Origin of the sequence: Legionella genomosp. 1, from assembly GCF_900640215.1 — a bacterium.
GTDB lineage: Bacteria > Pseudomonadota > Gammaproteobacteria > Legionellales > Legionellaceae > Legionella_C > Legionella_C quinlivanii_A.
Map to the genome: position 1 here is coordinate 1 of NZ_CAAAJH010000027.1, position 22,128 is coordinate 22,128.

Sequence of the window (22,128 nt, forward strand, 5' to 3'; positions counted from 1 at the left end):
CCCAGGTACGTCATCCAGAGCGTAGCGAAGGATCTCAAACTGCTTGGAACGGAGCCAGATTCAGGAGATCCTTCACTGCGTTCAGGATGACGTTGGAACGATTTGATTGAATTATCGCTGTTTTTTTCAGTATAAGCATTGAAACTTCCCAGGTACGTCATCCAGAGCGTAGCGAAGGATCTCAAACTGCTTAGAACGGAGCCAGATTCAGGAGATCCTTCACTGCGTTCAGGATGACGTGAGACGGTTTGAGAGTTACCAGGCATTTAATACTGTCAAGCTCTGTTCGTATCGAGAAATAACAACGAAATACTATGTTTAAAACTTGCAAGTTGATTTTAAATCGTGTGTTATACTTAAGACTATGTAAACTCATATAAATACTATGAAATTATTGTTTGATTTTTTTCCTATTGTTCTGTTTTTTATTGGCTATAAGCTATTTGGTATTTACACAGCGACCGCAATAGCTATGGTGGCCTCCTTATTGCAGGTTTTTATTTACCGTCTCAGGCATCAACGCTTTGAAAAAATGCACGTTATAAGCTTTGCTATAATAACGGTTCTTGGCGGTGCCACTTTGATTTTCCATAATCCCTGGTTTATAAAATGGAAGCCTACCGGAATTTATTGGTTGACTGCCCTGGCCTTTCTGTTTTCTCCTTACGTAACCAGCAAGCCGCTTATTCAGCGTATGATGGAAAATAATGTTCAACTCCCAATTAAAATTTGGTATCGTCTCAATTACGCCTGGTTCTTTTTTTTCACGATAATGGGCGCAATCAACCTGTATGTTGCATATTTTTACAGTACGGATGTATGGGTAAACTTCAAATTATTTGGCGGTGCAGGCTTAACTCTGGTTTTTGTATTTCTTCAGGCACTTTATCTGACCAGGCATTTGTTAGATAAAGAAGTAAGTGATCAACCCTCCGGTGACTCAGGAAAGAGTCTGCCTTGAATAAAGGAGTTGTAATGCGATTACTATTGGTAGAAGATGATGAACTGCTTGGAGATGCGGTTAAGGCAGGGCTTACCCAATTTGGTTATGTGGTTGACTGGCTAAAAGACGGTGAAGCGGCTCGCGCTGCTTTGAAATCAGAGTCCTTTGAGTTAATCATTCTTGACCTGGGATTACCCAAACTCTCGGGACTGGGGTTCCTGCAATCCCTACGCAACGACGGCAATGCCACACCAGTAATTATATTAACAGCCAGAGACTCGGTAGAAGACAAGGTGAAAGGCCTGGATACCGGGGCCGATGATTATTTAATCAAACCCTTTGACTTAAATGAGCTGAGCGCCAGAGTAAGAGCCTTGGTCAGGCGTTCGCAGGGACGAGCTGACGCGCTGCTTCTATACCGTAATATTACACTTGATCCCGCAGCTCACTCTGTTTATGTGGATGATGTCATGGTCAATGTACCACGGCGTGAATTTGCTCTTTTACAAAAACTGCTGGAAAACAGCGGGCAGGTTCTTTCCCGAGAGCAATTAATGCAAAGTATATATGGCTGGGACGAGGATGTGGATAGCAATGCACTCGAAGTACATATCCACAATCTTCGCAAAAAACTCAATGCAAACTTTATCCGAACTATACGCGGCGTAGGTTACATGGCCGAAAAGACTGATAAAAGCGAGAGTAGTTAGCTATTGTGAAATCATCAATACGCAAGTTTCTATTAATCAATTTGTTGTTGGCAATTACCATAACAACAACCCTGACTGCTATTGGTAACTATTATCTCGACCAGAAAGATATCCAGGAGCATCTCGATACACTCATGGCAGTATCCGCGCTTTCCTATCAGGCGCTTTTAGGAGACGATCTGCACCAGCGTCCTTTAGCAAAGATTCAGGATGCTTTGGAGGTCATTCCAGAGAAAATCGAGAATTATTATCAGCGCCGTTTTTTAAATGATTTACCGCCTAAAAATTACATGGACAAGTTTAATTTTCAGGTATGGACTAATGGCGGTAAATTATTACTGCACTCACCAACGGCTCCCAAAATTCCCCTGACCTCAGAAATAGATGGATTTAGCGATCGATTTTTATCGAATCAGAAATGGCGGGTTTTCACTACTTATAATGATAAAGCCGGAATCCGCACCGTACTTGCAGAACGTTACGACACACGCAACGAACTGGGACACCGCATCGCTCAGGACGATCTGTATATCATGCTGCTGACCTTTCCGCTGTCAGGCCTGTTAATATGGATTATTATCGGACGCGGGCTGGATAGCCTGGATAGAGTTGCCCAAGAGGTCGCAAATAGAGCCCCAACCCATCTGGAGCCAGTAGATCTTCAGGAGGTACCGGAAGAAATTAAGCCGGTAATTGATGAATTAAATAAACTATTTTATCGTCTGCAGGAAGGTTTTGAGCGCGAAAAACGATTTGCCGCTGATGCAGCTCATGAGTTGCGTACTCCTCTGGCTGCTTTAAAAGCTCAGGCGCAAGTCGCATTAAATACTAGCAATATTGATGAAAAAAATCAGGCATTGCATAAACTCATAGCCAGCGTCAATCGCAGTACTCATATTGTCCAGCAGCTCTTAACCATGAGCAAACTGGTTCCAGGTTCCACAGGCATTAATGATGTGGATGAAGTTAACCTGATTAAAGTCGCTCGCGAAATCATGGCCATGCTCGCTCCCAGCGCATTAGAAAAGCAAATTGAGCTTGAGTTTGAGCATGATGACAATTTGCCGGTTTTGGAAGGCAATTCTACAGCCATAGGAATTTTAATTCGTAATCTGGTTGATAATGCAATTCGCTATTGCAAGGAAAATGGCAAGGTTATCGTTCGGGTGTTTCAAAAAGAAAGTCAGCTTATTTTTGAAGTATCCGATAATGGTCCCGGTATCCCGGAAGAATTACAAAGCCGTGTCTTTGAGCGCTTTTTCCGAGTCCTTGGAAATAAAAGCCCGGGCAGCGGCCTTGGCCTGGCTATAGTCAGACAAATCTGTGACCTTCATGGCGCCAGAGTCGAGCTGGAGTCGCCTAAAGAAGGTACCGGGTTAATCGTCAGAGTCCTTTTTCCTTCAAGTTAGTCCATTTGTATCAGCCGAGAGTGTTCATCAAACTGTGTCATGCCAGGTCACCTCTATCAGCCGAATACGGCTCGACCTGCCAATTCTTTCAGTGCCTGTCGGATTAATTGTTCGCAGTTTTTAGTTCCGTCATCCAGCCGAGAAACTACTTTTGTCGCTTCCTGCAACTTGTAGCCCAAAGCCTCCAGGGCGCGAATCGCTTCGTCTTGTTCGCGATGACTAACAATTTGCTCCCGTTTAGGCACTTCAAGAGATTCCGAAACCATCAGTTGTTCAATGCTGTCTTTCATTTCAATGATTAAACGCTCCGCTGTCTTTTTACCTATTCCAGGGAGTTTGGTTAAAAAGACCGCATTTTGCTGTATTATCGTCTGAATGAACTCAGTGGGGGCAATACTGGAAAGTATATTAATTGCCAACTTTGGCCCCACTCCGTTTACTTTAATCAGGGCACGGAATAGTGAACGCTCCAGTTTATCGGCAAAACCAAACAGCAGGAAAGCATCCTCGCGGACAATGGTATGAATATGCAAAGCAATTTGACCGCCAGAAGCCTCCAGTTGGAAAAATGTATTAAGTGACGTTTCTACATCATAGCCAACGCCGTTGACGTTCACTACAAAGCGCCCGGGATGCGTTTTATCGATAATCGTTCCCTGTAACCAACCAATCATAAGCATAACTCCTGATTTTTTATATTAACGATCAGCATCTCAGCCTTCACAGTCAAAACTCAAGAAAACAATTAACTTAAAGCCAATGCCTTGAGCGTACGCCGGTTATGGCAATGACAAATTGCTATAGCAAGCGCATCAGCCGCATCACTTTGTGGCGCTTTATTTAACATTAATAAACTGACCACCATTCGCTTAACCTGCTCTTTTTCCGCAGCGCCATAACCCGCAATGGCCTGCTTGACTTCTCTGGGAGAATACTCACTGATCTTAACGCGATGTGAAGCCGCGGCCACCATAGCCACGCCTCGGGCATGCCCCAGTTTTAGAGCAGAATTAGGGTTTTGATGCATGAACACCTGCTCAATAGCCACTTCATCAGGTGTATAATTATCCATTAAAAGGCATATGCCATTAAAGATTTCCAGCAATCTCTGGCTTAATTCAGCATCGGATGTTCTAATGCAGCCACTGTCCACATAAACCAGCTTGCGCTTTTCTTCTCTGACAATTCCATATCCGGTAACCCTTGAACCGGGATCAATCCCTAGAATAACGGTCATTCAAACAATGAGTCCGGCAATTGAGCATTGCTATAGACATCCTGCACATCATCAAGATCTTCAAGCATGTCAATAAGCTTAATTAAGGTTTCTGCAGTCTCTTTATCGACAGGAATCATTGTCTGCGCACGCATAGTCAAACTGGATTGCTCAACTTCAAAACCAGCATTCTGCAGAGCATTCAGTACTGCATGATAGTTTTCTGAAGCGGTAATCACTTCAACCTGCCCTTCCTCTGTGGAAACATCCTCAGCCCCTGCTTCAATGGCAGCTTCCATAGCAGCATCTTCTGATTGACCAGCAGCTAATAAAATCTCACCCTGATTATTGAATAAATAAGCAACAGAACCATCAGTTCCAAGATTTCCACCATTCTTGGTAAACGCATGGCGGACCTCTGATACGGTACGATTTTTATTGTCCGACAGACAATCAACCAAAATTGCCACACCACCCGGACCATAGCCTTCGTAACGCATTTGCACCATATTGTCACCGTCAAGGCCGCCGGCGCCGCGCTTAATGGCATTATCAATTGTATCCCGCTTCATGTTGGCTTTCAGTGCCTTAATCACCGCATCTCTCAAACGCGGGTTGGAAGACTCGTCTCCCCCGCCCATCCGAGCAGAAACCGTAATTTCACGGATTAATTTGGTAAAAATTTTACCTCGTTTGGCATCTTGAACACCTTTTCTGAATTTAATATTCGCCCATTTGCTATGACCGGCCACAACACACCTCAATGCTAAAAAAATTGAAAAAATTATAGCATTCAAGCCGATTCCGGAATAGAGGTTCTGCCGATAGAATTATGTTCTCGACAGGCAGAATCGATCGAGATATTCTAGAAAATAACTAACTTCAGGGAGAATTGCGGTGTATTTGTCCGGATTTGGCAATCATCATCAGACAGAAGCGATAGCAGGGGCACTACCCAAAAATCAGAACTCTCCCCAGGAATGCGCTTATGGGCTTTATGCTGAGCAATTGAGCGGCTCTGCATTTACCAAAGCGCGTGCAGCAAATTTGCACAGCTGGCTTTATAAAACAGCTCCGTCGGTTAAACAGCAGGATTATGTTCCCTATGAAGGCGCTCAGTTTAATGATTTACTCGAATATCAGGCCCCTAATCCCTACCGCTGGTCGCCATTGCCCTCACCTCAGAATTCAGTGGATTTTATCGATGGATTATTCCCTATTGCAGGAAGCAATCTAATCCGGGCTTATATTTATCAGTGCAATCAATCGATGGTACATCGTTATTTTAGCGATTTTGACGGTGAATTATTGTTCGTCCCTTATGAAGGCGAATTGTCTTTGCTCACCGAGTTTGGTCATCTGAAAATCAAACCAGAACAAATTGCTGTAATTCCCAGAGGAGTTAAATTTCGCGTGGAATTACATAGCGCATCAGCAAGCGGGTATTTGTGCGAAAATGCAGGATCTCCTCTTACACTCCCGCCTTTAGGAGTCATTGGCGCTAACTCCCTGGCCAACCCCAGGCATTTTCTCTATCCAGTGGCAGCTTTTGAATCGCTGAGCCGAGAAGTTACGCTGGTTTGTAAATCACAGCAGCGCTTATGGGCAGCTCAAAGTGACACTTCTCCTTTGAATGTGGTTGCCTGGCATGGCAACCTGGCACCCTATTGCTACGATTTATCCCTGTTTAACACTATTAACACGGTGAGCTTTGATCATCCTGATCCCTCAATATTTACTGTTCTGACCTCCGAAAGTGAAACAGCAGGTGTGGCTAATCTCGACTTCGTTATTTTTCCACCGAGATGGATGGTGGCAGAGCACAGTTTTCGCCCCCCCTATTTTCATCGCAATATTATGAATGAATTAATGGGCCTGATTCAGGGAGAGTATGATGCGAAAAAATCTGGCTTTTTACCGGGTGGCGTCAGCATTCATAATTGTATGAGTGGTCACGGTCCAGATATTGAAAGCTATGCGCAGGCGGTTTCTGCGGATCTTAAGCCGGTACGTTATGAAAATACCCTGGCATTTATGTTTGAGACGCGTGAGATATGGCGGGTCAGCGAAGCGGCAATGCGGCATTCATCCAGACAAAAGGATTACACGGATTGCTGGAAGAATTTTCCCGTTCGCAGCATCGATCGCTGATTAAATGCCACAGTCAGCAATTATAACCTGATTTCGTCCATGATTTTTAGCCTCGTACAAAGCCTGATCTGCAGCGGAGACGAGGCTGCTTACGTCGTGAATAGCTGGAAAGCTGGATAAACCGGCACTAATGGTGACTGAAAAGCTTTGTCCATTGCATTGGAAACTGAACCTTGAAAATTTAATCCGAAAATTTTCTATCACCCGAAAAGCGTCCTCGGGGCTAGTATTGGGCATCACTACGGCAAATTCCTCTCCCCCGTATCGTCCAATAATGTCTGTCTTCCGAAAACACAGTAAAAGCATGGAAGAAATTTTTCTAATTACATTATCGCCAGTAGGATGACCATAGTTATCATTGATCAATTTGAAGTGGTCAATGTCAACCATGATAAAAGACAGCTGCTCATTTTGTCTGCTTGCACGAGCTATTTCCAGGTCAAGGCGCTGTAAAATATTAGTATGATTATACAATCCGCTTAGGCTGTCCTTGGTCATGAATGAGTTTAAAATCTCGGCTCGCTTTGCTCTGGAGAATACGGTTTTGATTAAATGCTGGGGAACAATTGGTTTCACAAGAAAATCATCTCCACCAAGATTTAAGGCTGATAATTGTTTTAATCTGTCGTCTTCAGTTGACAGAAATATAATCGGCAGCCTTGTATACTGGGGTTCTTGTCGAAGTACAATTGCCAGCTCAAGGCCAGAACATTCTGGCATATACAGATCCATTAGCAGTAAATCAGGTTGAAAATCCTCAAGCGTTTCAATCAGAAGTAAAGGATTCGTAATGTATCTCGCAATAAGGCCGGCTTCTTTAAGAATAAGCGCGTAATATTCAGCCAGCGACAGGGAGTCGTCAATTATCAACACCCGGTAAGGCTCACCAGGCATGCTTGCACAGAACTGGTCAAGTTTCCGAGTCAGATAAATGGATTCCATTGGTTTTTGGAAAAAGGCACTGCTACCCAGACGAATCGCTTTCAGCCTGGTGAGAATATCGGCACTATAGGCCATACAGAACAATGGAGTTGATAGCTTTTCTTTATTATAAATTTCAAATAAGAAATCTGCTGTCGATCGGCTGATTTTTTCGACATCTACAATTAATGCTGCTGGAGAGATCTCAAAAAAAGCTTCTCTAATATTTTCCTCGCAGGAAATAACATGAACCTGATAACCTGACTCTTGCAAATTACTATTTAACTCCTGAATGAATCGCTTATCATTATCTACCAGTAAAATTTTTCCATTGCTTGTAAAAAAATCTTCAGAAATGGTAGTTTGTGATTGAGCTGGTTTGAATGAAGCCTCTAAGTTGTCAACAAGAAAAGAGATTTCATCCATTTCTTCCCTGGAAAGAAATTCCTGACCGGTTTTTGATTTTAATAAAATTTCAATCTTTCTTGAAGCTTTTGAAAGCGAGTCATAACCATAAGTGCCTGCAGAACCACAAAGGCTGTGCAGCGTTCTATGAAAATCCTGAAATTTTTTCCTATCCCAATGCGCTTTAAGGTTTAACCACTCAGCCTTTATAGACTGTAGCTTATCTGGCAAGCTCCTGGCATATTCAGTATATAAAGCCTGGAGTTTTTCCTTAACCTCAGCTTTCATAATTGATCCCAGATCGCTCTTATATCGCTGGCTAAGGTCATCGGATCAAATGGCTTGGCAATGACGTCTACAGCGCCTAGCGATTTATACTGTTCAACCTCTTCCGACTGTATTTTTGCGGTCATAAATATAGCGGGAATATCTGTGTATCTCGGTAATTTCCTCAATTCAATTAGCGCAGACGGGCCATCCATTCCTGGCATCATCACATCTAATAAAATAAGATCGGGAATAATGCCTTTTGCCGCTTCAATGACCTCATACCCATCATGGCAAAAAATGACTTTGAAATTTCCCAAATCCTCGAGTGCAACCTGAGCAATCTCACGAATATCCGCCTCATCCTCCGCATACAGAATGCTCGACAACTCCCTATCAGGCATAATGACCTCCCTCCTGTTCACTAAACAAATGCTTAATCTTGTTTAAAAGATCATCATTCGTTGTTTTTGCTTTAACCAAAGCATCAACTACATACTTGGAATACTCCTGATCCAGTTCCGTATTTGAATAAACAATCACCGGGAATTTCTTCTCGGCCAATACAGGCAGAAGCTGAGTACCGCTGCCATCCGGTAAAAGCAAATCAAGAATAACCAGATCAAACTGCTGCTTTTCCAAGACTTCTTTCGCTTCATGCAATGTGGAGACAGAAGCTAAGTTTGCTTCTGTTTCCAACACAGTACGAACAACTTTCTGCATGTCGATATCATCTTCCACATGTAAAATAAGCGGGATCCGGTCTTTATTTTTTTCTTTGATTTTCCCAATAGATAATAATAACTTGTCAAAATTAATAGGCTTGTCTAACCAGTCAACCACTGAAATTGCATCACCGTTAATAATGGAATGCCCCGTTTCAGCAATAACGGAAAGTACGATTACAGGCAGATCTCTTGTTTTTTCAGAGTTTCGTAATTCTCTGATAAAGCTGATGCCATCCTGATCAGGTAAAATGAGATCCAGCAAAATGGCCTTGTACTTTGTGGTGTTCAGAAATTTTTTTGCCTCAGCCACTGAATCCACAATATCCACAGCAAACCCGGCCCCTTCCATTAATAGCGCGAGAAATTTGGACTGATCCGGATCGTCTTCACAGATTAAAAATCTATCTCGACTTTGATTAATAATTGGCGGTGCCGTTTCTTCCTGTGCTTCAGGACATGTAGTCAAATCAAAATAAAATTGGCTGCCTACTCCGGGCTGACTTGTGAAATTAATATGACCGCCCATCTTGTCAATAATTGCTTTACTTATACTTAGCCCTAATCCGGTTCCACCTTTTCCGCGGGTTGAAGAAGAATCGGCCTGACTGAATTGTTGGAAAATACGCGGTTGAAATTCCGGTGGGATCCCTGAGCCGAAATCCGTAATGATCACCCGCACCTGATTTCCCTGCTGTTTCATAGAAATTGTGACTTCACTTCCTGATGGTGAAAACTTAATGGCGTTGGATAATAAATTGGCGATAACCTGCATCAAACGATCCGGGTCAACCTGCACGACAATATCTGGCAGTGATTTTTCAAAGCGAACTGACACATTGTATTTTTCACCATACATTTTAATCGCTTGAATCGAATCCATGATTAGATTGGATAGATTTATTTTTGTTATTTTGAAATCCATTTTACCGGCCTGGATTTTTTCCATATCCAGAATATCATTGATTAATAATAACAAACGCTCACAATTTTTATTGGCGATATCAAGCAGGCGTTGCGCTTTTTCCGTAAAACTGCCTACAGCTCCCCCTAAAAGCAAACCGAGCGCCCCCCGGATGGATGTGAGGGGGGTTCGTAACTCATGGCTGACCACTGAAACAAATTCTCTTTTCATTTTTTCTGTTTCTTTTAAATCAGTAATATCATGAATAGCAATCACCGCCCCCATTGTAGAATCATCGGCGCTCTTTATCGCCTGGCCATCTACCACAACATTTCGACGCTCACCATTGTTAAATTGTATTAATAACTCCATACCATGAATCTTTTCTCCGCGCAGAGCACGAATCAAGGGCGACTGATTGTCATTAATTCTTTGATTATCTAATGATTCAAAATGTAAGTAATCAGACAGTTTTAAGCCGGCAACGTGTGAGCTGTGCTGGTAATTTTTTTTCAGGGCTTTATTGTAAACAGTAATAATCCCGCTCGTATTACAGGCAATGATTCCGTCATCAAGGTTATTCAGAATAGCGTCTACAAACTCCCGCTCATTCTGCACGACTTTAATCATCTGTTTATAATAAGTAGAAACCATCAGGGCAAGACTTATGATAAGACCAGTAATACCTGCTACAAAAAAAGCAAGCAAATCCTGATTAACTGTTTCAATGTGCGGGCCATGGGCTGCCAGAGGCGTAAATACGGCTGCCGCCATGCCTGTATAATGCATACCGCAGATCGCGATCCCCATCACTAAAGCACTTAGCATTTTAGTATAAAACTGCTTTCGCGATGATCCTCGATTACTTTCCAGAGCAAGCCAAAGTGCCGCTTCTGAGGCCAGAATAGCAATCAGTATGGAGAGAAAAAACGTGGTCATTATGTAATGGATTTGAACATGTACCCGCATTCCTTCCATGCCTGCATAATGCATGCCTGCAATTCCCAGACCGATTACAATCCCACCGGCGATAAGATTTGTAACAGAATGATTGTCCGATCTTAATATAAATAAGGCGAAGAAGGAGACAGCGATGGCCAGGAGAAGGGAGAAAACAGTCCAGAAGACATCGTATCCCATTGCCATCGGCATAATAAACGAAAGCATACCGATGAAATGCATGGACCATATACCAGCTCCCATTGCAAAAGCCCCACCCAGAAGCCAGTATATTTTGTCGCGTGAATTTTTTTCTGCTCTTAGCCGCCCTGCGAAATCAAGGGCGACATAAGAAGCCAGAACAGCGATAATATATGAAAGAACAACCAGTTTAGGATCATAGCTGCCATAAATAGTATCCGCAGGCAAAGGGCCTTCCTGGAACCAATTTAAATCCCTTATCATGATACTTTACCTGCATGCGGATCTTCCTAAATACAGTATATACCCAAGCAACTTCAAAATGCTATTTTTGGTCTATTGCTTTTTTCGGCCAGGATTTTTTTAAAAACTCGCAATAGAGCTGGCTATTACTCGCTTTTAAAAAAATCCTGGACAAAAAAATCAAGTCGCCTAAAACCTAGCATTTTAAAGTTGCTTGGGTATAGTTAAAAAAGATCCTCTTGAGTTAACCCCACTTTTTCCAATAATCCTCTCAGGGTTTTCAAAGCCTCCACCTGGATTTGACGAACCCGTTCACGAGTAAGATCGATCTCCTTACCTACATCTTCGAGCGTCGCTTTTTCAAACCCACGAAGACCAAAGCGTCGGGCAATGACCTGCTGCTGATTATCTGTTAGCTTATCCAGTAAGGATTCAATGTGAGCTCGCAGATTTTCATCAGTAAGCAATTCAGCTGGATTCACACTATTCTCATCAGCGATTGTATCAAGCAAGGATTTATTATCGTCATAGCCGATAGGTGTATCTACTGATGCAACTTTATCATTTAATCCCAGTAATTTTTCAACATCCTCAAGAGGCTTGTCCACCATCTCGGCAATTTCTTCCGCAGAGGGCTCATGATCGAGCTTTTGCGTCAGTTGTCTGGCTGCTCGTAAGTAAACATTTAGTTCTTTAACCACATGAATTGGTAAACGAATCGTTCGAGTCTGGTTCATAATTGCTCGTTCAATCGTTTGTCTAATCCACCAGGTAGCATAGGTTGAAAATCGAAACCCTCTGTCCGGATCAAATTTTTCAACTGACTTCATTAACCCCAGATTTCCCTCTTCAATTAAATCCAGTAAAGGCAGTCCACGGTTAAGATAGCGTCTGGAAATTTTAACCACCAGACGAAGATTGGATTCGATCATTTTTTTACGCGCTGCAACATCCCCTTTCAATGCCAGACGAGCATAATGAACCTCTTCCTCGGCGGAAAGTAATGGCGAGAAACCTATTTCACTTAAATAGAGTTGAGTAGCATCCATTGCCTTGGAGGTCTGTCTGCCTCGCTGGTAGGTAGGGAAAATTTCTTCATCAGTAAAATCAGGCTCGTTATCCTCAGTAGCCAAGGTTTCCTCTTCCAACAGCAATGAATCTTCCTCGACAGGATCTTCCCATTCAGTCTCTGCGATCTCTGGTTCTTTTATTGATTCATCTTCGGCTTGCATGATTGTCACCTTTTGTGTTTATATCAGCCTGAAAAAACACAGTCTCATTTGAAATTAGCCACTGAATTATATAAATTAGGTCAGTATTATCTTTTTTGCAAATACAGCATTGGATTTACAGGTTGACCTGATTTTCTAATTTCAAAATGAACGCCCCAAAACTGCCTGTCTATAATTCCCATTTCGGCAATAATCTGTCCCGCTTTAACCTTTTGCCCCTCTTGTACCTTATTTTTTAAATTATTGGCATAGGCAGTTAAAAACTGGCCATTGTGCTTTATGATAATTAAATTACCATAACCAGAGAGGCCATTCCCGGAATAAGCAACGACTCCATCTGCCGCAGCATACACTGCCGCCCCTTTACTACCAGCAATATCTATGCCTTTTTTTCCCTGCGCAGGATTAAATGTGGTAACCACACGACCTGGAGCGGGCCATCTCCATTGACCACCGACGTACTGAGCGGGAGCAGGTTGAGGAACAACGGCAGAATTTGGCTTCTTTTGAATATATTGTGGCGTTTTTGCCGTTTTAAAGGGTTTTTCATAGTGTTGTGGAGCAGCTTTGACGCTGCTGCCTGTCCTGATTTGTGCGTTAGGGCTTAAACGGATGGTTTGACCTACGCGAACAGAATATGGAATACGTAGATGATTATAGGCTGCCAGCTGACGCACATCCCGGTCGTAACGAAAAGCTATTGCGTACAAGGTGTCGCCGGGCTGAACTACATGGATGGTTTTATGGCTAAGCTCCCACCGGGAACGAATATCCTCAACAGGTACCGGCCGCGGATTTACCGCACAACCGGATAAAAAAGAAATTAACAGCAGGAGAAATAAAGCAGGCATAGTCTGTCTCATGCAACAAATTTCATTATTAAAAGGATCAATACTAACAGGGCCAGCACACTCCAGCCAATTATATCGACATATTGCCGCAAATTATTATGAAGCTTATGACCATAAAAATACATAATGCCTGAAACCAGAAAAAATCGCAGCCCTCTTCCCAGAACCGAAGCAAAAACAAAGGGTAAAAAAGCCATGCTCATAGCACCTGCCGCAATCGTAAACAATTTATAGGGAATGGGTGAAAAACCCGCTATAAAAATAACCAGAATACCATGCTGAGTAAACCATTGCTGAATCAAATGGTAATTATCACTCCAGGAAGAGCTTTCAATCCAGGGTAGTATCGCTTCGATAAAAAAATAACCAATCAAATAGCCAAAAATTCCACCAAGCACCGAAAAAAGCGTAGTGATAAAAGCATATTGCCAGGAACGTCTGGGATTTGCCAGGCCCATACTAATAAGCATGACATCAGGCGGGATAGGGAAAAAAGAAGATTCCGCAAAAGATACACCTGCCAGATAATAAGGCGCATGCGCATGACCGGACCACTGCACCGTTTTATCATACAGAAAACTGAAGATTTTCATTATTCCCAATTTAACTTATCCACCCATGTTGATAATTGATCAAAAACCTTATAGTGGGTCATGTCAAGATGCAAGGGAGTAATTGAAACGTATTGCCTTGCGATTGCATAAAAATCTGTTCCCGGCCCAGCATCGGCCTGAGAGCCTGAGGGTCCTACCCAATAAATCGGTCGGCCTCGGGGATCGAGCTCGGTAATCGTAGGTTCAGCACAATGGCGTGTACCTAAACGCGTCACCTCAAATCCTTTAATTTGATTTAAGGGTAAATCGGGGATATTTACATTTAAAATCGTTTGCGAAGGCAGCATATTAGTGTGCATGTTCAAAACAAGCTGCTTTGCAATATTTGCCGCAGAATCATAATGCTGAATGTTTTCACCCGCCATAGAAAACGCGATAGCCGGCAAACCAAGGTATCGGCCCTCCATAGCAGCGGCCACTGTTCCTGAATACAGAATATCATCACCCAGATTTGCGCCATCATTAATACCGGAAACAACCAAATCGACCGTTGGTTCGAGAAATCCTGTAAGAGCCAGATGCACACAGTCAGTCGGTGTCCCATCGACACTATAATAGCCATTATCCATCTGTCTTATCCGTAACGGACGAGTCAGGGTTAAGGAATTGCTGGCACCGCTGCGATTGCGATCAGGAGCGACCACACTGACCTCGCCTAATGTAGACATTTCATTTGCCAAAGCTCTTATACCAGGCGCAGAAACACCATCATCATTACTCACTAATATTCTCATTCATCAACTCTCAGGAGACTCTAACCATTTTACGATTGCCAGATATTCAGCCAGCTGCCGCTCATTCTGATCAATGATTTCCCGTAACTCAGTCTGATTGGCGCTTTCTTTCAGCTCCAGTTTTTGTCCGGCCAGCTTCATTTGCAAGGACAAAATTCGCTGCCCAAAACCCTGTGGACTTAATTGTAGCTCATAAGCCAGTTGATTTTGGCGGGCAGACAAAGCTTTCAGCTCATTACAGCTGATTTTGCCGGGGCTTGCCGCCGGACAGTTTTTTAAAGCCTGCTCAACCTTCTCTGGGTTTAGTCGATAATAATTTTCGTCTCGGGCAGAGCAGCTTGTTGAGAGAAGAACGGCCATCCCCCAGACAAAATGTTTTATCATCCCAACCTCTTCACAAAATACTGAAAACCTGCATGTTATCATTAGTCAAATACTTATGCCACGATGTTGTTTATATTGCCAGGAATAGCTTCACCATCCAAATCTTGCTCAGAATATCCATTAATTGCTATTTTGTTCATTGAATAAATGCCAGCAATTGGGTATCGTTGTCAGCTTTCTAATCATCAGATTCTATTTATGCTGGATTTTAGTGTTGTTCGCGATAAACAAACCGATGAAATATATATTGAAACGTCTATCACAGGTAAAGCTTTACTGACTCTGCCGCAATTAAACAAGGGAACCGCCTTTACTCAGGAGGAACGTCGTGCCTTTGGTTTATTGGGGAAACTGCCGCATCGAGTAGAAACCCTGGACGAACAGGTCAAGCGCGCCTATTTGCAGTATTCAAGTTATCAAACCCGGCTCCAGCAAAATATCTATCTGAATAATCTGCATGACAAAAATCAAACCCTTTTTTATAAATTATTAAGCAGGCATCTCGGGGAAATGCTCCCTACGATCTATACCCCGATTGTAGGCACTGCCGTCAAGCGTTTTAGCCATGAGTATCGCCAGCCACGAGGCTTGTACATTGCACATTCGGACAAAAACCAACTGGATGAAATTTTTAATAATCGCTCCAATCCTGAAATTGACTTAATTGTCGTAACCGATGGCGAAGGCGTTCTCGGCATTGGGGATCAGGGAATTGGGGGTATGGATATTCCGGTCGCTAAACTGATGGTTTATACCCTGTGCGGAGGAATCGATCCCAGCCGTACCCTGCCGGTGTTTCTTGATGTGGGAACCAATAATCAGGAACTGCTGAATGACCCATTTTATTTAGGCTGTCGCCATCCACGCATTCCCGCTGCGGACTATGATCACTTCATTAATGCCTTTGTTAAAACGGTGCATAAGCATTTTCCAAACGCATTTTTACATTGGGAAGATTTTGGACGCGGCAATGCCAGACGGATTCTGGAACGGTTTCAGGATGAACTTTGTACTTTTAATGACGATATTCAGGGGACGGGTGCGGTTACTCTGGCGGCTTTACTGGCAGCCTCCGATGTCAGCGGGCAGAAACTATCCGAACACAGAATTGTAGTATTTGGAGCAGGCTCAGCAGGCACAGGTATAAGCGATCAGATCGTTGATGCTCTGATCCAGCAAGGTTTGAGTGAAGAAGAAGCTTACCAGCGCTTTTGGCTGATAGACCGCCAGGGCTTACTGATAAAGGATGATGCGGATCTTACTGAAGCCCAACAGCCTTATGCACGCTTGCGCAGTGAAATCCAATCCTGGTCCTTAAATGGTTCAAATCCATCATTAACGGATACTGTGCGCCATGTACAACCAACCATTCTCATCGGCTGCTCTGCACAGCCAGGCGCTTTTTCACAGGATATCATTGAAACGATGTCGCAAGCCTGTGATCGCCCAGTTATTTTCCCCTTATCCAATCCCGATGAAAAATGCGAAGCGCAACCCGCCGATATTTTGCAGTGGAGCCAGGGACGTGCACTAGTCGCTACCGGCACTTCTTTTCCTGCGGTAGAATATCAAAATCGCCTGATTGATATCGCGCAATGCAACAATGCACTCGTATTTCCAGGCATTGGATTGGGCATATTAACTGTACAGGCAACTCGTCTTTCCAAAAAAATGATTTGGGCTGCTGCAAAAACCTTAAGTGAGTTTTCACCTAGCCGTAAAGACAGCTTTCTGCCGCTGCTGCCTTCATTGAATGACGCGCAACTGGTTGCAAGGCAAATTGCTGTAAGCGTTGCGAAGGCAGCGATCGAGGAAGGACTGGCACAGACCAATCAGAATGAAAATCTGGTTAAGCTGATTAATGATCGGTTCTGGGAAGCACGGTATTTGCCCTTTCGACGCAAGGCGTAATGACAGAGAGCCTTCATCAAGCTGTGGCATGCCACGTCATCTCGAACGCAGTGAGAGATCTCCGATGCTTGCACAAAACAAGATGTAGAGATCTCTCACTGCGTTCGAGATGACGGCGTGCCTGTGAGTTATGACTCAGTTTAATGAACACACTCTAATGACATCATCAACTTAAGAGAAATCCCCCTCTCTCTAACTCTCTCCCTGAGGGAGAGAGGGCTGTAGGAAAGATTCATTTAAAAAGAAAATCCCCTCTCCCAAGCTGGGAGAGGGCTAGGGTGAGGGTTGATTTCTTGGAGAGAGTATTTAAGTTTTATTATTGCTCTAACACAGGCGGAGCCGTATTCAATCCTTTTTGAAATGTAATAATCACTTTTTGCGTTCTTCCATTCTGAGGTTCCCACGGGCGAGCGTAAAAAAATTCAAAGGTGCTTCTCTTAGGAAGAGTCACTCCTTTAAGCACCTCAAAAACAAATACAGTTTTCCCCCCTGCTCCGATTAATTTAGGTTTGCTGGGATGAAATTGATGCGTCATCAGTTCATACAATTTGTCATTATATTTTTTCAGGGTCCAGCTATAGCCTGTGGTTGGATTAGAGGGCAAACTAATCGAAAAATGAGGGTGGTTTGTATCTACATTCATGAATATTTCCGGGGAGTCATAAACTGCAGCATACGATTGGCCTGATAAGTATAAACCAATCAGCAGTATCCATTTTTTCATATTACATCCTCTCAGTTCTTCCTATTTGAAGTATAATCAAACTTTTATTATTAAGGACAATTTATGAAGGCGATTGGTTATAAACAAGCAGGTGTGGCAGATGTTCTCGAGGAAATTGAGCTGCCAATGCCAGAAATGATGGAACATGACTTATTGGTTGAAGTTCAGGCGATAGCCGTGAATCCTATTGATACCAAAGTGCGCTCAAGGACTCAACCCGAAAACAGCCTCTATAAAATTCTAGGCTGGGATGCGGTCGGTATAGTGAAGGATATTGGCAGTAAAGTCAGTTTATTTAAAAAAGGAGATACAGTCTGGTATGCCGGTGATTTAACCCGCCCTGGATGTAACTCAGAGCTTCATCTGATTGATGAACGTATTGCCGCATTAAAACCGCATAGCCTCTCCAATGCCGAAGCTGCAGCAATGCCGCTAACTACCCTCACCGCCTGGGAACTGCTTTTTGATCGTCTGCAAATTGATAAGGCAGACACAGGCACTTTGCTTATTACTGGAGCGGCAGGCGGTGTCGGGTCCATTCTTGTGCAGTTAGCACGACAGTTAACTTCTCTCACTATTATTGGCACTGCCTCACGCCCTGAGTCCTCGCAATGGATTAAAGCAAACGGCGCCCATCACGTCATTTCGCACCAGCAATCGCTATCAGAGCAATTGCAGCAACGGGGAATAAGTGAAGTCGATTATGTGATTAGTCTCACCCACACTGATGAGCATGCAGCCGAGCTTATAAAATGCCTTAGACCTCAGGGTAAATTCGCGCTCATCGATAATCCGGAGTCTCTTGATATCAAATTGTTCAAACTAAAAAGTATTTCCATTCACTGGGAAATGATGTACACACGCTCCATGTTCAAAACTCCTGATATGATAAAACAGCACCAGATTCTTAGCGAGGTAGCTAAAATGGTTGATGCAGGTTCTATCAAAACCACATTGAATGAAAATCTGGGTAAAATCACTGCAGCCAATCTGCAACAAGCTCACCGCTTACTTGAAAGTGGAAAATCCGTTGGAAAAATTGTGCTGGAAGGTTTCCGTTAATCTCAGCGAAGTCTGGCTTATTCATCGAACTCGTCCCGCCAGCAGATGAATAGGCCATTGCATTTTGCGGATTTGATCAGGTGCGCCCCATGCCAGTGTTAATTCATCGGAAATTAATTCAACGGGATTGGTTTGATTTTGAAGCTGGTATTCTTTCACAGCAGACCAGGTATTCAAATACCCTTTAAAATCGTCAAGATTAAATTCTTTTTCGATAAAAAATAAAGGGCTTTCAATTTTTTCAAAAGGAAAAGGAATATCTTTATAACGGTTATCAATATAACGACGCTCACGGGGCCAATAGTTGTCGCCCAGAATATTTTCATACAAATTCCAGACAATGGTATCCAGATTGCAATCGAAGCGCCCCAACGAATAGCACCAGGCGGCAATCAGGGCCGAAGGTTTGGCTACTCGTCTGACCTCTTGATAAAACAAGTCAAAATTAAACCAGTGTAGGGCTTGGGCAATGGTGATTAAATCTACGCTTTGCGCTTTGATACCAGAGTCCTCTGCTGAGCAGCAGCGATAATCAACAGACGGATGTTTGAAAGCCTCATCCAACTGCGACTGGCTGATATCACTCGCAATGATTTGTTTGAAACGATTGAGCCAGGGCAGCGCTGCCTGACCATTGCCCGTAGCACAATCCCATACTGTATCGTGATGGAGCGTTTGCTCCCAAAGAAACTGATACAGACTTTCGGGATACTGTGGGCGATGCTGCCGATAAAGCTTGGGATCCCTGTCGAAATGATTGCGCTTAGTCATGATACGTTCCCTGTTTTAAACCGCTGACAATTACTCAATACTTTTATTGTGAAGATGAAAAATTAAATGTCAATCAATCAGAGCTCAGGACTCTGAAACGGTTCAGAACTATCCGTTTCCTCTGGCTTTTCCTCGGGAGGTTCCGATACAGTATGAATCACCGCTTCTAAACCATCCACCTTTTTATCTGTTGCTGTCTGAGGGAAGAACGTAAATTTTCCATGAAAAAGTTTGTTAAACGTTGCAACAGCCAATGGTATAATGCCCACACTCATTACTAATGCTGCCCAGGCCAAAACATTCTTTGCACCGCGATGCTCTTTCAGTACCGGTCGAGCAGCGTTGATAATTTCCTGACAGTCATTTTCATACTCTTTGCAAAGTTGTTTAGTCTTTGGTTTTGAGAGAAATTCCGTGCTTCTTTCCATAAGATCAAACAATAGCTTCGTAGCCGTGTCAACGGCTTGTTTATAAACAGCCGGATCTTTCTTTTCCATATTGATTATCTTCAGATGAAAATTAGCCAGCTCATTGAACAATGCAGTGCCATCGTTGGTGACGGCAGAAGCAAATGCCATAAATTGACGAGCATGGTCAGCTGTTTTGAAATGATCAACTCCACATATTTCGATGTAATATTCAAAAAAGTCCCTTGAGCATTGCGTTTTAGGATTGGAAAAATAGGCAATACTTTCTTCCAAAATAATATCAAAGATCTCTTGCTGCCTTTGTTTTTCCTGAGAAGAATTACTGCTATCAATTTTCAGCTGAAGTTTGAATAACTGACTAACCAGTCCGGTTTTATCTTCCTGCAGCTTTATTAAAGGTTTGATCCTGGCTGCGAAATCAATTACCTGCTGGGCTTCTTCTGGCGTCTTCAAGGCCACACTAACAACTGCAAGGCAAATTGACAGGGTATCAATTGACCAGCGATTTTCTATATCACCGTGATAAGCAACTCCAGCGTCTAAAATCATATCGAAAATTCTTTGTCGAGTAGCTCGATCTTTGCTATGGTCAATTGTTTGTTGTAATGCAAATAACACTCGGACAAAATAAGTTGTATCACTCTCAAGCTGCAGCAAAGCAGTAATTTTATCGCTAGCCGAAGTACTAAAAATCTGTTTGCTGTGTACTTGGAAAGCGCTGTAGATGCCAATGATTTCTAATTCAGCTTGTTCAATGAATTGTTTTACATTTTCTTTAGTCTGTGGCTGCTCAAAATATTTAAGACAATTATCTATCAGATGATTGATTTCCTTACTTGCCAATTCCTGTGCAAACACATTGGTATTAGAAGCCCTATGTATCGCTTTCTTATATGATTTGATATAGCTTAGGAAGCTGATATGTTCATCTGGAATCGACACTAAAAGATCTAGAAAGCGATTCACATCTTTCGTGCTCCTGTATCCACTTTCAGTCAGATCGCTGATTATTTCCGCTCTTTTCCTAAGCTGATTTACTTCGCGCTGGTGTTGATCAATCAGGCTCAGCTTATGAGCATAGAAGTTTAATGACGTAATGGAAATTTGGGTAGTTGCTCGCGCCAGTTCCTGTGGAGAAAGAGCTCTCTCAGGTGAGATCCGCTCATTAGGCTCCAGAACGTGATTATACAAAGTGGAAATGGCTGTATTGACGTTGGAAGCTGTTGCAGATATATAACGCTCATGCGCGGCTCTTTTGGAAACTTTATCATTTACAGAATAAATAGTGGCAAGCGTTTGTTTAACTGCCTCAGTTGCCCTGTTTTTAAAATATTCCTTGATGTAAGCTTTCTCTTCCTCGCTTAAAGCATTTTCCCCCTCTTTTGGAGCAAACTGTGTCCAATCCATTACACGGGTATAAAACCTTTGTATTGACTCCGGTGAGCTGTCTGATGGCAAAGCGTCCAGCACCCTTTGAATGGCTGCAACCGCTGTTCTCGTGCTAAAAAAAAGCTCTGTTTTGCTGCCTCTTATAAAGGTGTTTAGTACCCGACCTACCGGATGAGCACGAGGATAGACAATACTTTCGTCAAAGGTACTTATCTGATTGAGTAAAGCCTGAATGTTCGCGATAACTTGATCTTGGTTGAGGTTGTACGCTTCTCCTTTCAGGCTTTCAATTAAAACCGCCAGTTTAGGCTTCTCTGGATTAAGCCTGTCAAGCTCATCCAGCCAATCAAGAAATTCATTATGCGTCATTATAAATTAGCCACTGGAACTATAAATGTATAATGATTATAAGAAATGAAGATTAAGAAAAAATTAACTCGCTACTTTCGTCTTCTCCTGGCTTCTGCGTCCCTCGGACAAGCCATGAGGAATTCCCCTCATTATTTATGTATAGCCAGCGGATGACTTAGCAATTACTCAAACAGATCTATTATCGTGTCGTTCCCGCGTAGGCGCTGAGTGATCCTGTCATTATTTTGAACAACTCAAAGCGCCAGATTCAATAAATGAGTGATATTGCTGTTGCAGGTCACTCATTACGCTCCGAAATAAATCCCAATTAAGTAATTCTGGTTCATGCCGAAAAGCCATTCTAGCGAGATGAATAAAAGAGCGAACTCGTTTGTTTTTTATAGTATTGGCCTGATAAGAACGATGTCTGTTAAGAGACTCAATCATCAAACCAAACCACCAGGCAATCATGATGAGTAAAATAGCCAGGAAGAACAGCATATTGGCTCTGTTTTGCCTGACGATTGATTTCGTCGTAATCCTAACCCCAGTTGTTCATTTTTTATGTCTTTGAAATTTTGTTCGATTTGCATTCTTTTTTTGTAATAAGACACAAGTAATCGAGCTGGCTTATCTAATGAAC

The 22,128-nt window shown here is 42.9% G+C and carries 21 protein-coding genes and 1 pseudogene; 6 read left to right on the plus strand and 16 right to left on the minus strand.

From position 1 onward, the window contains the following. Window positions 1-266: hypothetical protein (locus tag E1O89_RS15570; RefSeq protein WP_222845441.1), on the minus strand; the 266-nt coding region annotated here is incomplete at its 3' end. Between the two features lie 119 nt (window positions 267-385). Here E1O89_RS15570 and E1O89_RS15035 point away from each other — a divergent pair. From E1O89_RS15035 to E1O89_RS15045, 3 genes are read left to right on the plus strand one after another with little or no spacing between them, the layout of a single operon-like run. Continuing rightward, a complete protein-coding gene (locus E1O89_RS15035; protein ID WP_112218473.1) occupies window positions 386-961 on the plus strand; it encodes a septation protein A in 576 nt (191 codons plus the stop codon). 14 nt (window positions 962-975) lie between these two features. Beyond that, window positions 976-1,653 carry a response regulator gene (locus E1O89_RS15040; RefSeq protein ID WP_133140872.1) on the plus strand — a complete coding sequence of 226 codons (678 nt, stop codon included), beginning with the start codon at window positions 976-978 and terminating at the stop codon, window positions 1,651-1,653. A gap of 5 nt (window positions 1,654-1,658) precedes the next feature. Next, window positions 1,659-3,062 carry an ATP-binding protein gene (locus E1O89_RS15045; RefSeq protein ID WP_133140873.1) on the plus strand — a complete coding sequence of 468 codons (1,404 nt, stop codon included), beginning with the start codon at window positions 1,659-1,661 and terminating at the stop codon, window positions 3,060-3,062. A 56-nt stretch (window positions 3,063-3,118) separates the two neighbouring features. Here the strand turns inward: E1O89_RS15045 and ruvA are convergent, their stop codons facing one another. From ruvA to E1O89_RS15060, 3 genes are all read right to left on the minus strand, one after another. Further along, on the minus strand, window positions 3,119-3,736 hold the full coding sequence (ruvA, locus tag E1O89_RS15050; RefSeq protein ID WP_112218476.1) for a Holliday junction branch migration protein RuvA: 618 nt from the start codon (window positions 3,734-3,736) through the stop codon (window positions 3,119-3,121). A 71-nt stretch (window positions 3,737-3,807) separates the two neighbouring features. After that, entirely contained in the window at window positions 3,808-4,299 is a 492-nt protein-coding gene (ruvC, locus tag E1O89_RS15055; RefSeq protein ID WP_133140874.1) for a crossover junction endodeoxyribonuclease RuvC, read from the minus strand. Next, window positions 4,296-5,030 carry a YebC/PmpR family DNA-binding transcriptional regulator gene (locus E1O89_RS15060; RefSeq protein ID WP_133140875.1) on the minus strand — a complete coding sequence of 245 codons (735 nt, stop codon included), beginning with the start codon at window positions 5,028-5,030 and terminating at the stop codon, window positions 4,296-4,298. The genes ruvC and E1O89_RS15060 overlap by 4 nt, the downstream gene beginning before the upstream one ends. Before the next feature lie 145 nt (window positions 5,031-5,175). Between E1O89_RS15060 and hmgA the strand changes: the two genes are divergently transcribed. Continuing rightward, window positions 5,176-6,429: a homogentisate 1,2-dioxygenase gene (gene hmgA / locus E1O89_RS15065; RefSeq protein ID WP_133140876.1), complete on the plus strand. Its 1,254-nt coding sequence runs from the start codon at window positions 5,176-5,178 to the stop codon at window positions 6,427-6,429. On the opposite strand, the gene E1O89_RS15070 is transcribed toward hmgA, so the two are convergent. The 8 genes from E1O89_RS15070 to E1O89_RS15105 all read right to left on the minus strand — a co-directional run bounded on the left by E1O89_RS15070 (window position 6,430) and on the right by E1O89_RS15105 (window position 14,849). Further along, window positions 6,430-8,043 carry a diguanylate cyclase gene (locus E1O89_RS15070; RefSeq protein ID WP_133140877.1) on the minus strand — a complete coding sequence of 538 codons (1,614 nt, stop codon included), beginning with the start codon at window positions 8,041-8,043 and terminating at the stop codon, window positions 6,430-6,432. Further along, window positions 8,040-8,426 carry a response regulator gene (locus tag E1O89_RS15075; protein WP_133140878.1) on the minus strand — a complete coding sequence of 129 codons (387 nt, stop codon included), beginning with the start codon at window positions 8,424-8,426 and terminating at the stop codon, window positions 8,040-8,042. The genes E1O89_RS15070 and E1O89_RS15075 overlap by 4 nt, the downstream gene beginning before the upstream one ends. After that, window positions 8,419-11,055, minus strand: coding sequence for an MHYT domain-containing protein (locus tag E1O89_RS15080; RefSeq protein ID WP_133140879.1), 2,637 nt, complete (start codon window positions 11,053-11,055; stop codon window positions 8,419-8,421). The genes E1O89_RS15075 and E1O89_RS15080 overlap by 8 nt, the downstream gene beginning before the upstream one ends. 203 nt (window positions 11,056-11,258) lie before the next feature. Continuing rightward, a complete protein-coding gene (gene rpoS, locus E1O89_RS15085; RefSeq protein WP_133140880.1) occupies window positions 11,259-12,266 on the minus strand; it encodes an RNA polymerase sigma factor RpoS in 1,008 nt (335 codons plus the stop codon). Between the two features lie 86 nt (window positions 12,267-12,352). Then, window positions 12,353-13,117, minus strand: coding sequence for a peptidoglycan DD-metalloendopeptidase family protein (locus E1O89_RS15090; protein ID WP_133140881.1), 765 nt, complete (start codon window positions 13,115-13,117; stop codon window positions 12,353-12,355). Window positions 13,118-13,125: 8 nt separating this feature from the next. Beyond that, window positions 13,126-13,710 (minus strand): YqaA family protein, encoded by a 585-nt coding sequence (locus E1O89_RS15095; protein ID WP_133140882.1) that lies wholly within the window; start codon window positions 13,708-13,710, stop codon window positions 13,126-13,128. Next, a complete protein-coding gene (gene surE / locus E1O89_RS15100) occupies window positions 13,710-14,465 on the minus strand; it encodes a 5'/3'-nucleotidase SurE (RefSeq protein WP_058507473.1) in 756 nt (251 codons plus the stop codon). The genes E1O89_RS15095 and surE overlap by 1 nt, the downstream gene beginning before the upstream one ends. A 3-nt stretch (window positions 14,466-14,468) precedes the next feature. Further along, on the minus strand, window positions 14,469-14,849 hold the full coding sequence (locus E1O89_RS15105) for a hypothetical protein (protein WP_112218487.1): 381 nt from the start codon (window positions 14,847-14,849) through the stop codon (window positions 14,469-14,471). 198 nt (window positions 14,850-15,047) lie between these two features. On the opposite strand from E1O89_RS15105, the gene E1O89_RS15110 reads away from it, so the two are divergent. Continuing rightward, the gene (locus E1O89_RS15110; RefSeq protein ID WP_133140887.1) at window positions 15,048-16,760 is read left to right on the plus strand and encodes an NAD-dependent malic enzyme; all 1,713 of its coding nucleotides are present in this window, start codon (window positions 15,048-15,050) and stop codon (window positions 16,758-16,760) included. A gap of 316 nt (window positions 16,761-17,076) precedes the next feature. Here E1O89_RS15110 and E1O89_RS15115 read toward each other — a convergent pair whose 3' ends face one another. After that, window positions 17,077-17,484 (minus strand): protease inhibitor I42 family protein, encoded by a 408-nt coding sequence (locus E1O89_RS15115; RefSeq protein WP_133140883.1) that lies wholly within the window; start codon window positions 17,482-17,484, stop codon window positions 17,077-17,079. A gap of 63 nt (window positions 17,485-17,547) precedes the next feature. On the opposite strand from E1O89_RS15115, the gene E1O89_RS15120 reads away from it, so the two are divergent. Then, window positions 17,548-18,546: a zinc-binding alcohol dehydrogenase family protein gene (locus E1O89_RS15120; protein ID WP_133140884.1), complete on the plus strand. Its 999-nt coding sequence runs from the start codon at window positions 17,548-17,550 to the stop codon at window positions 18,544-18,546. Window positions 18,547-18,567: 21 nt separating this feature from the next. On the opposite strand, the gene E1O89_RS15125 is transcribed toward E1O89_RS15120, so the two are convergent. The 3 genes and pseudogenes from E1O89_RS15125 to E1O89_RS15135 all read right to left on the minus strand — a co-directional run. Further along, complete coding sequence (locus E1O89_RS15125; protein ID WP_133140885.1) at window positions 18,568-19,317, minus strand: class I SAM-dependent methyltransferase; 750 nt, start codon at window positions 19,315-19,317, stop codon at window positions 18,568-18,570. A 77-nt stretch (window positions 19,318-19,394) separates the two neighbouring features. Beyond that, complete coding sequence (locus E1O89_RS15130) at window positions 19,395-21,503, minus strand: hypothetical protein (protein ID WP_133140886.1); 2,109 nt, start codon at window positions 21,501-21,503, stop codon at window positions 19,395-19,397. A 222-nt stretch (window positions 21,504-21,725) separates the two neighbouring features. Continuing rightward, window positions 21,726-22,128, minus strand: a pseudogene (locus E1O89_RS15135) (transposase); the annotation flags it as partial.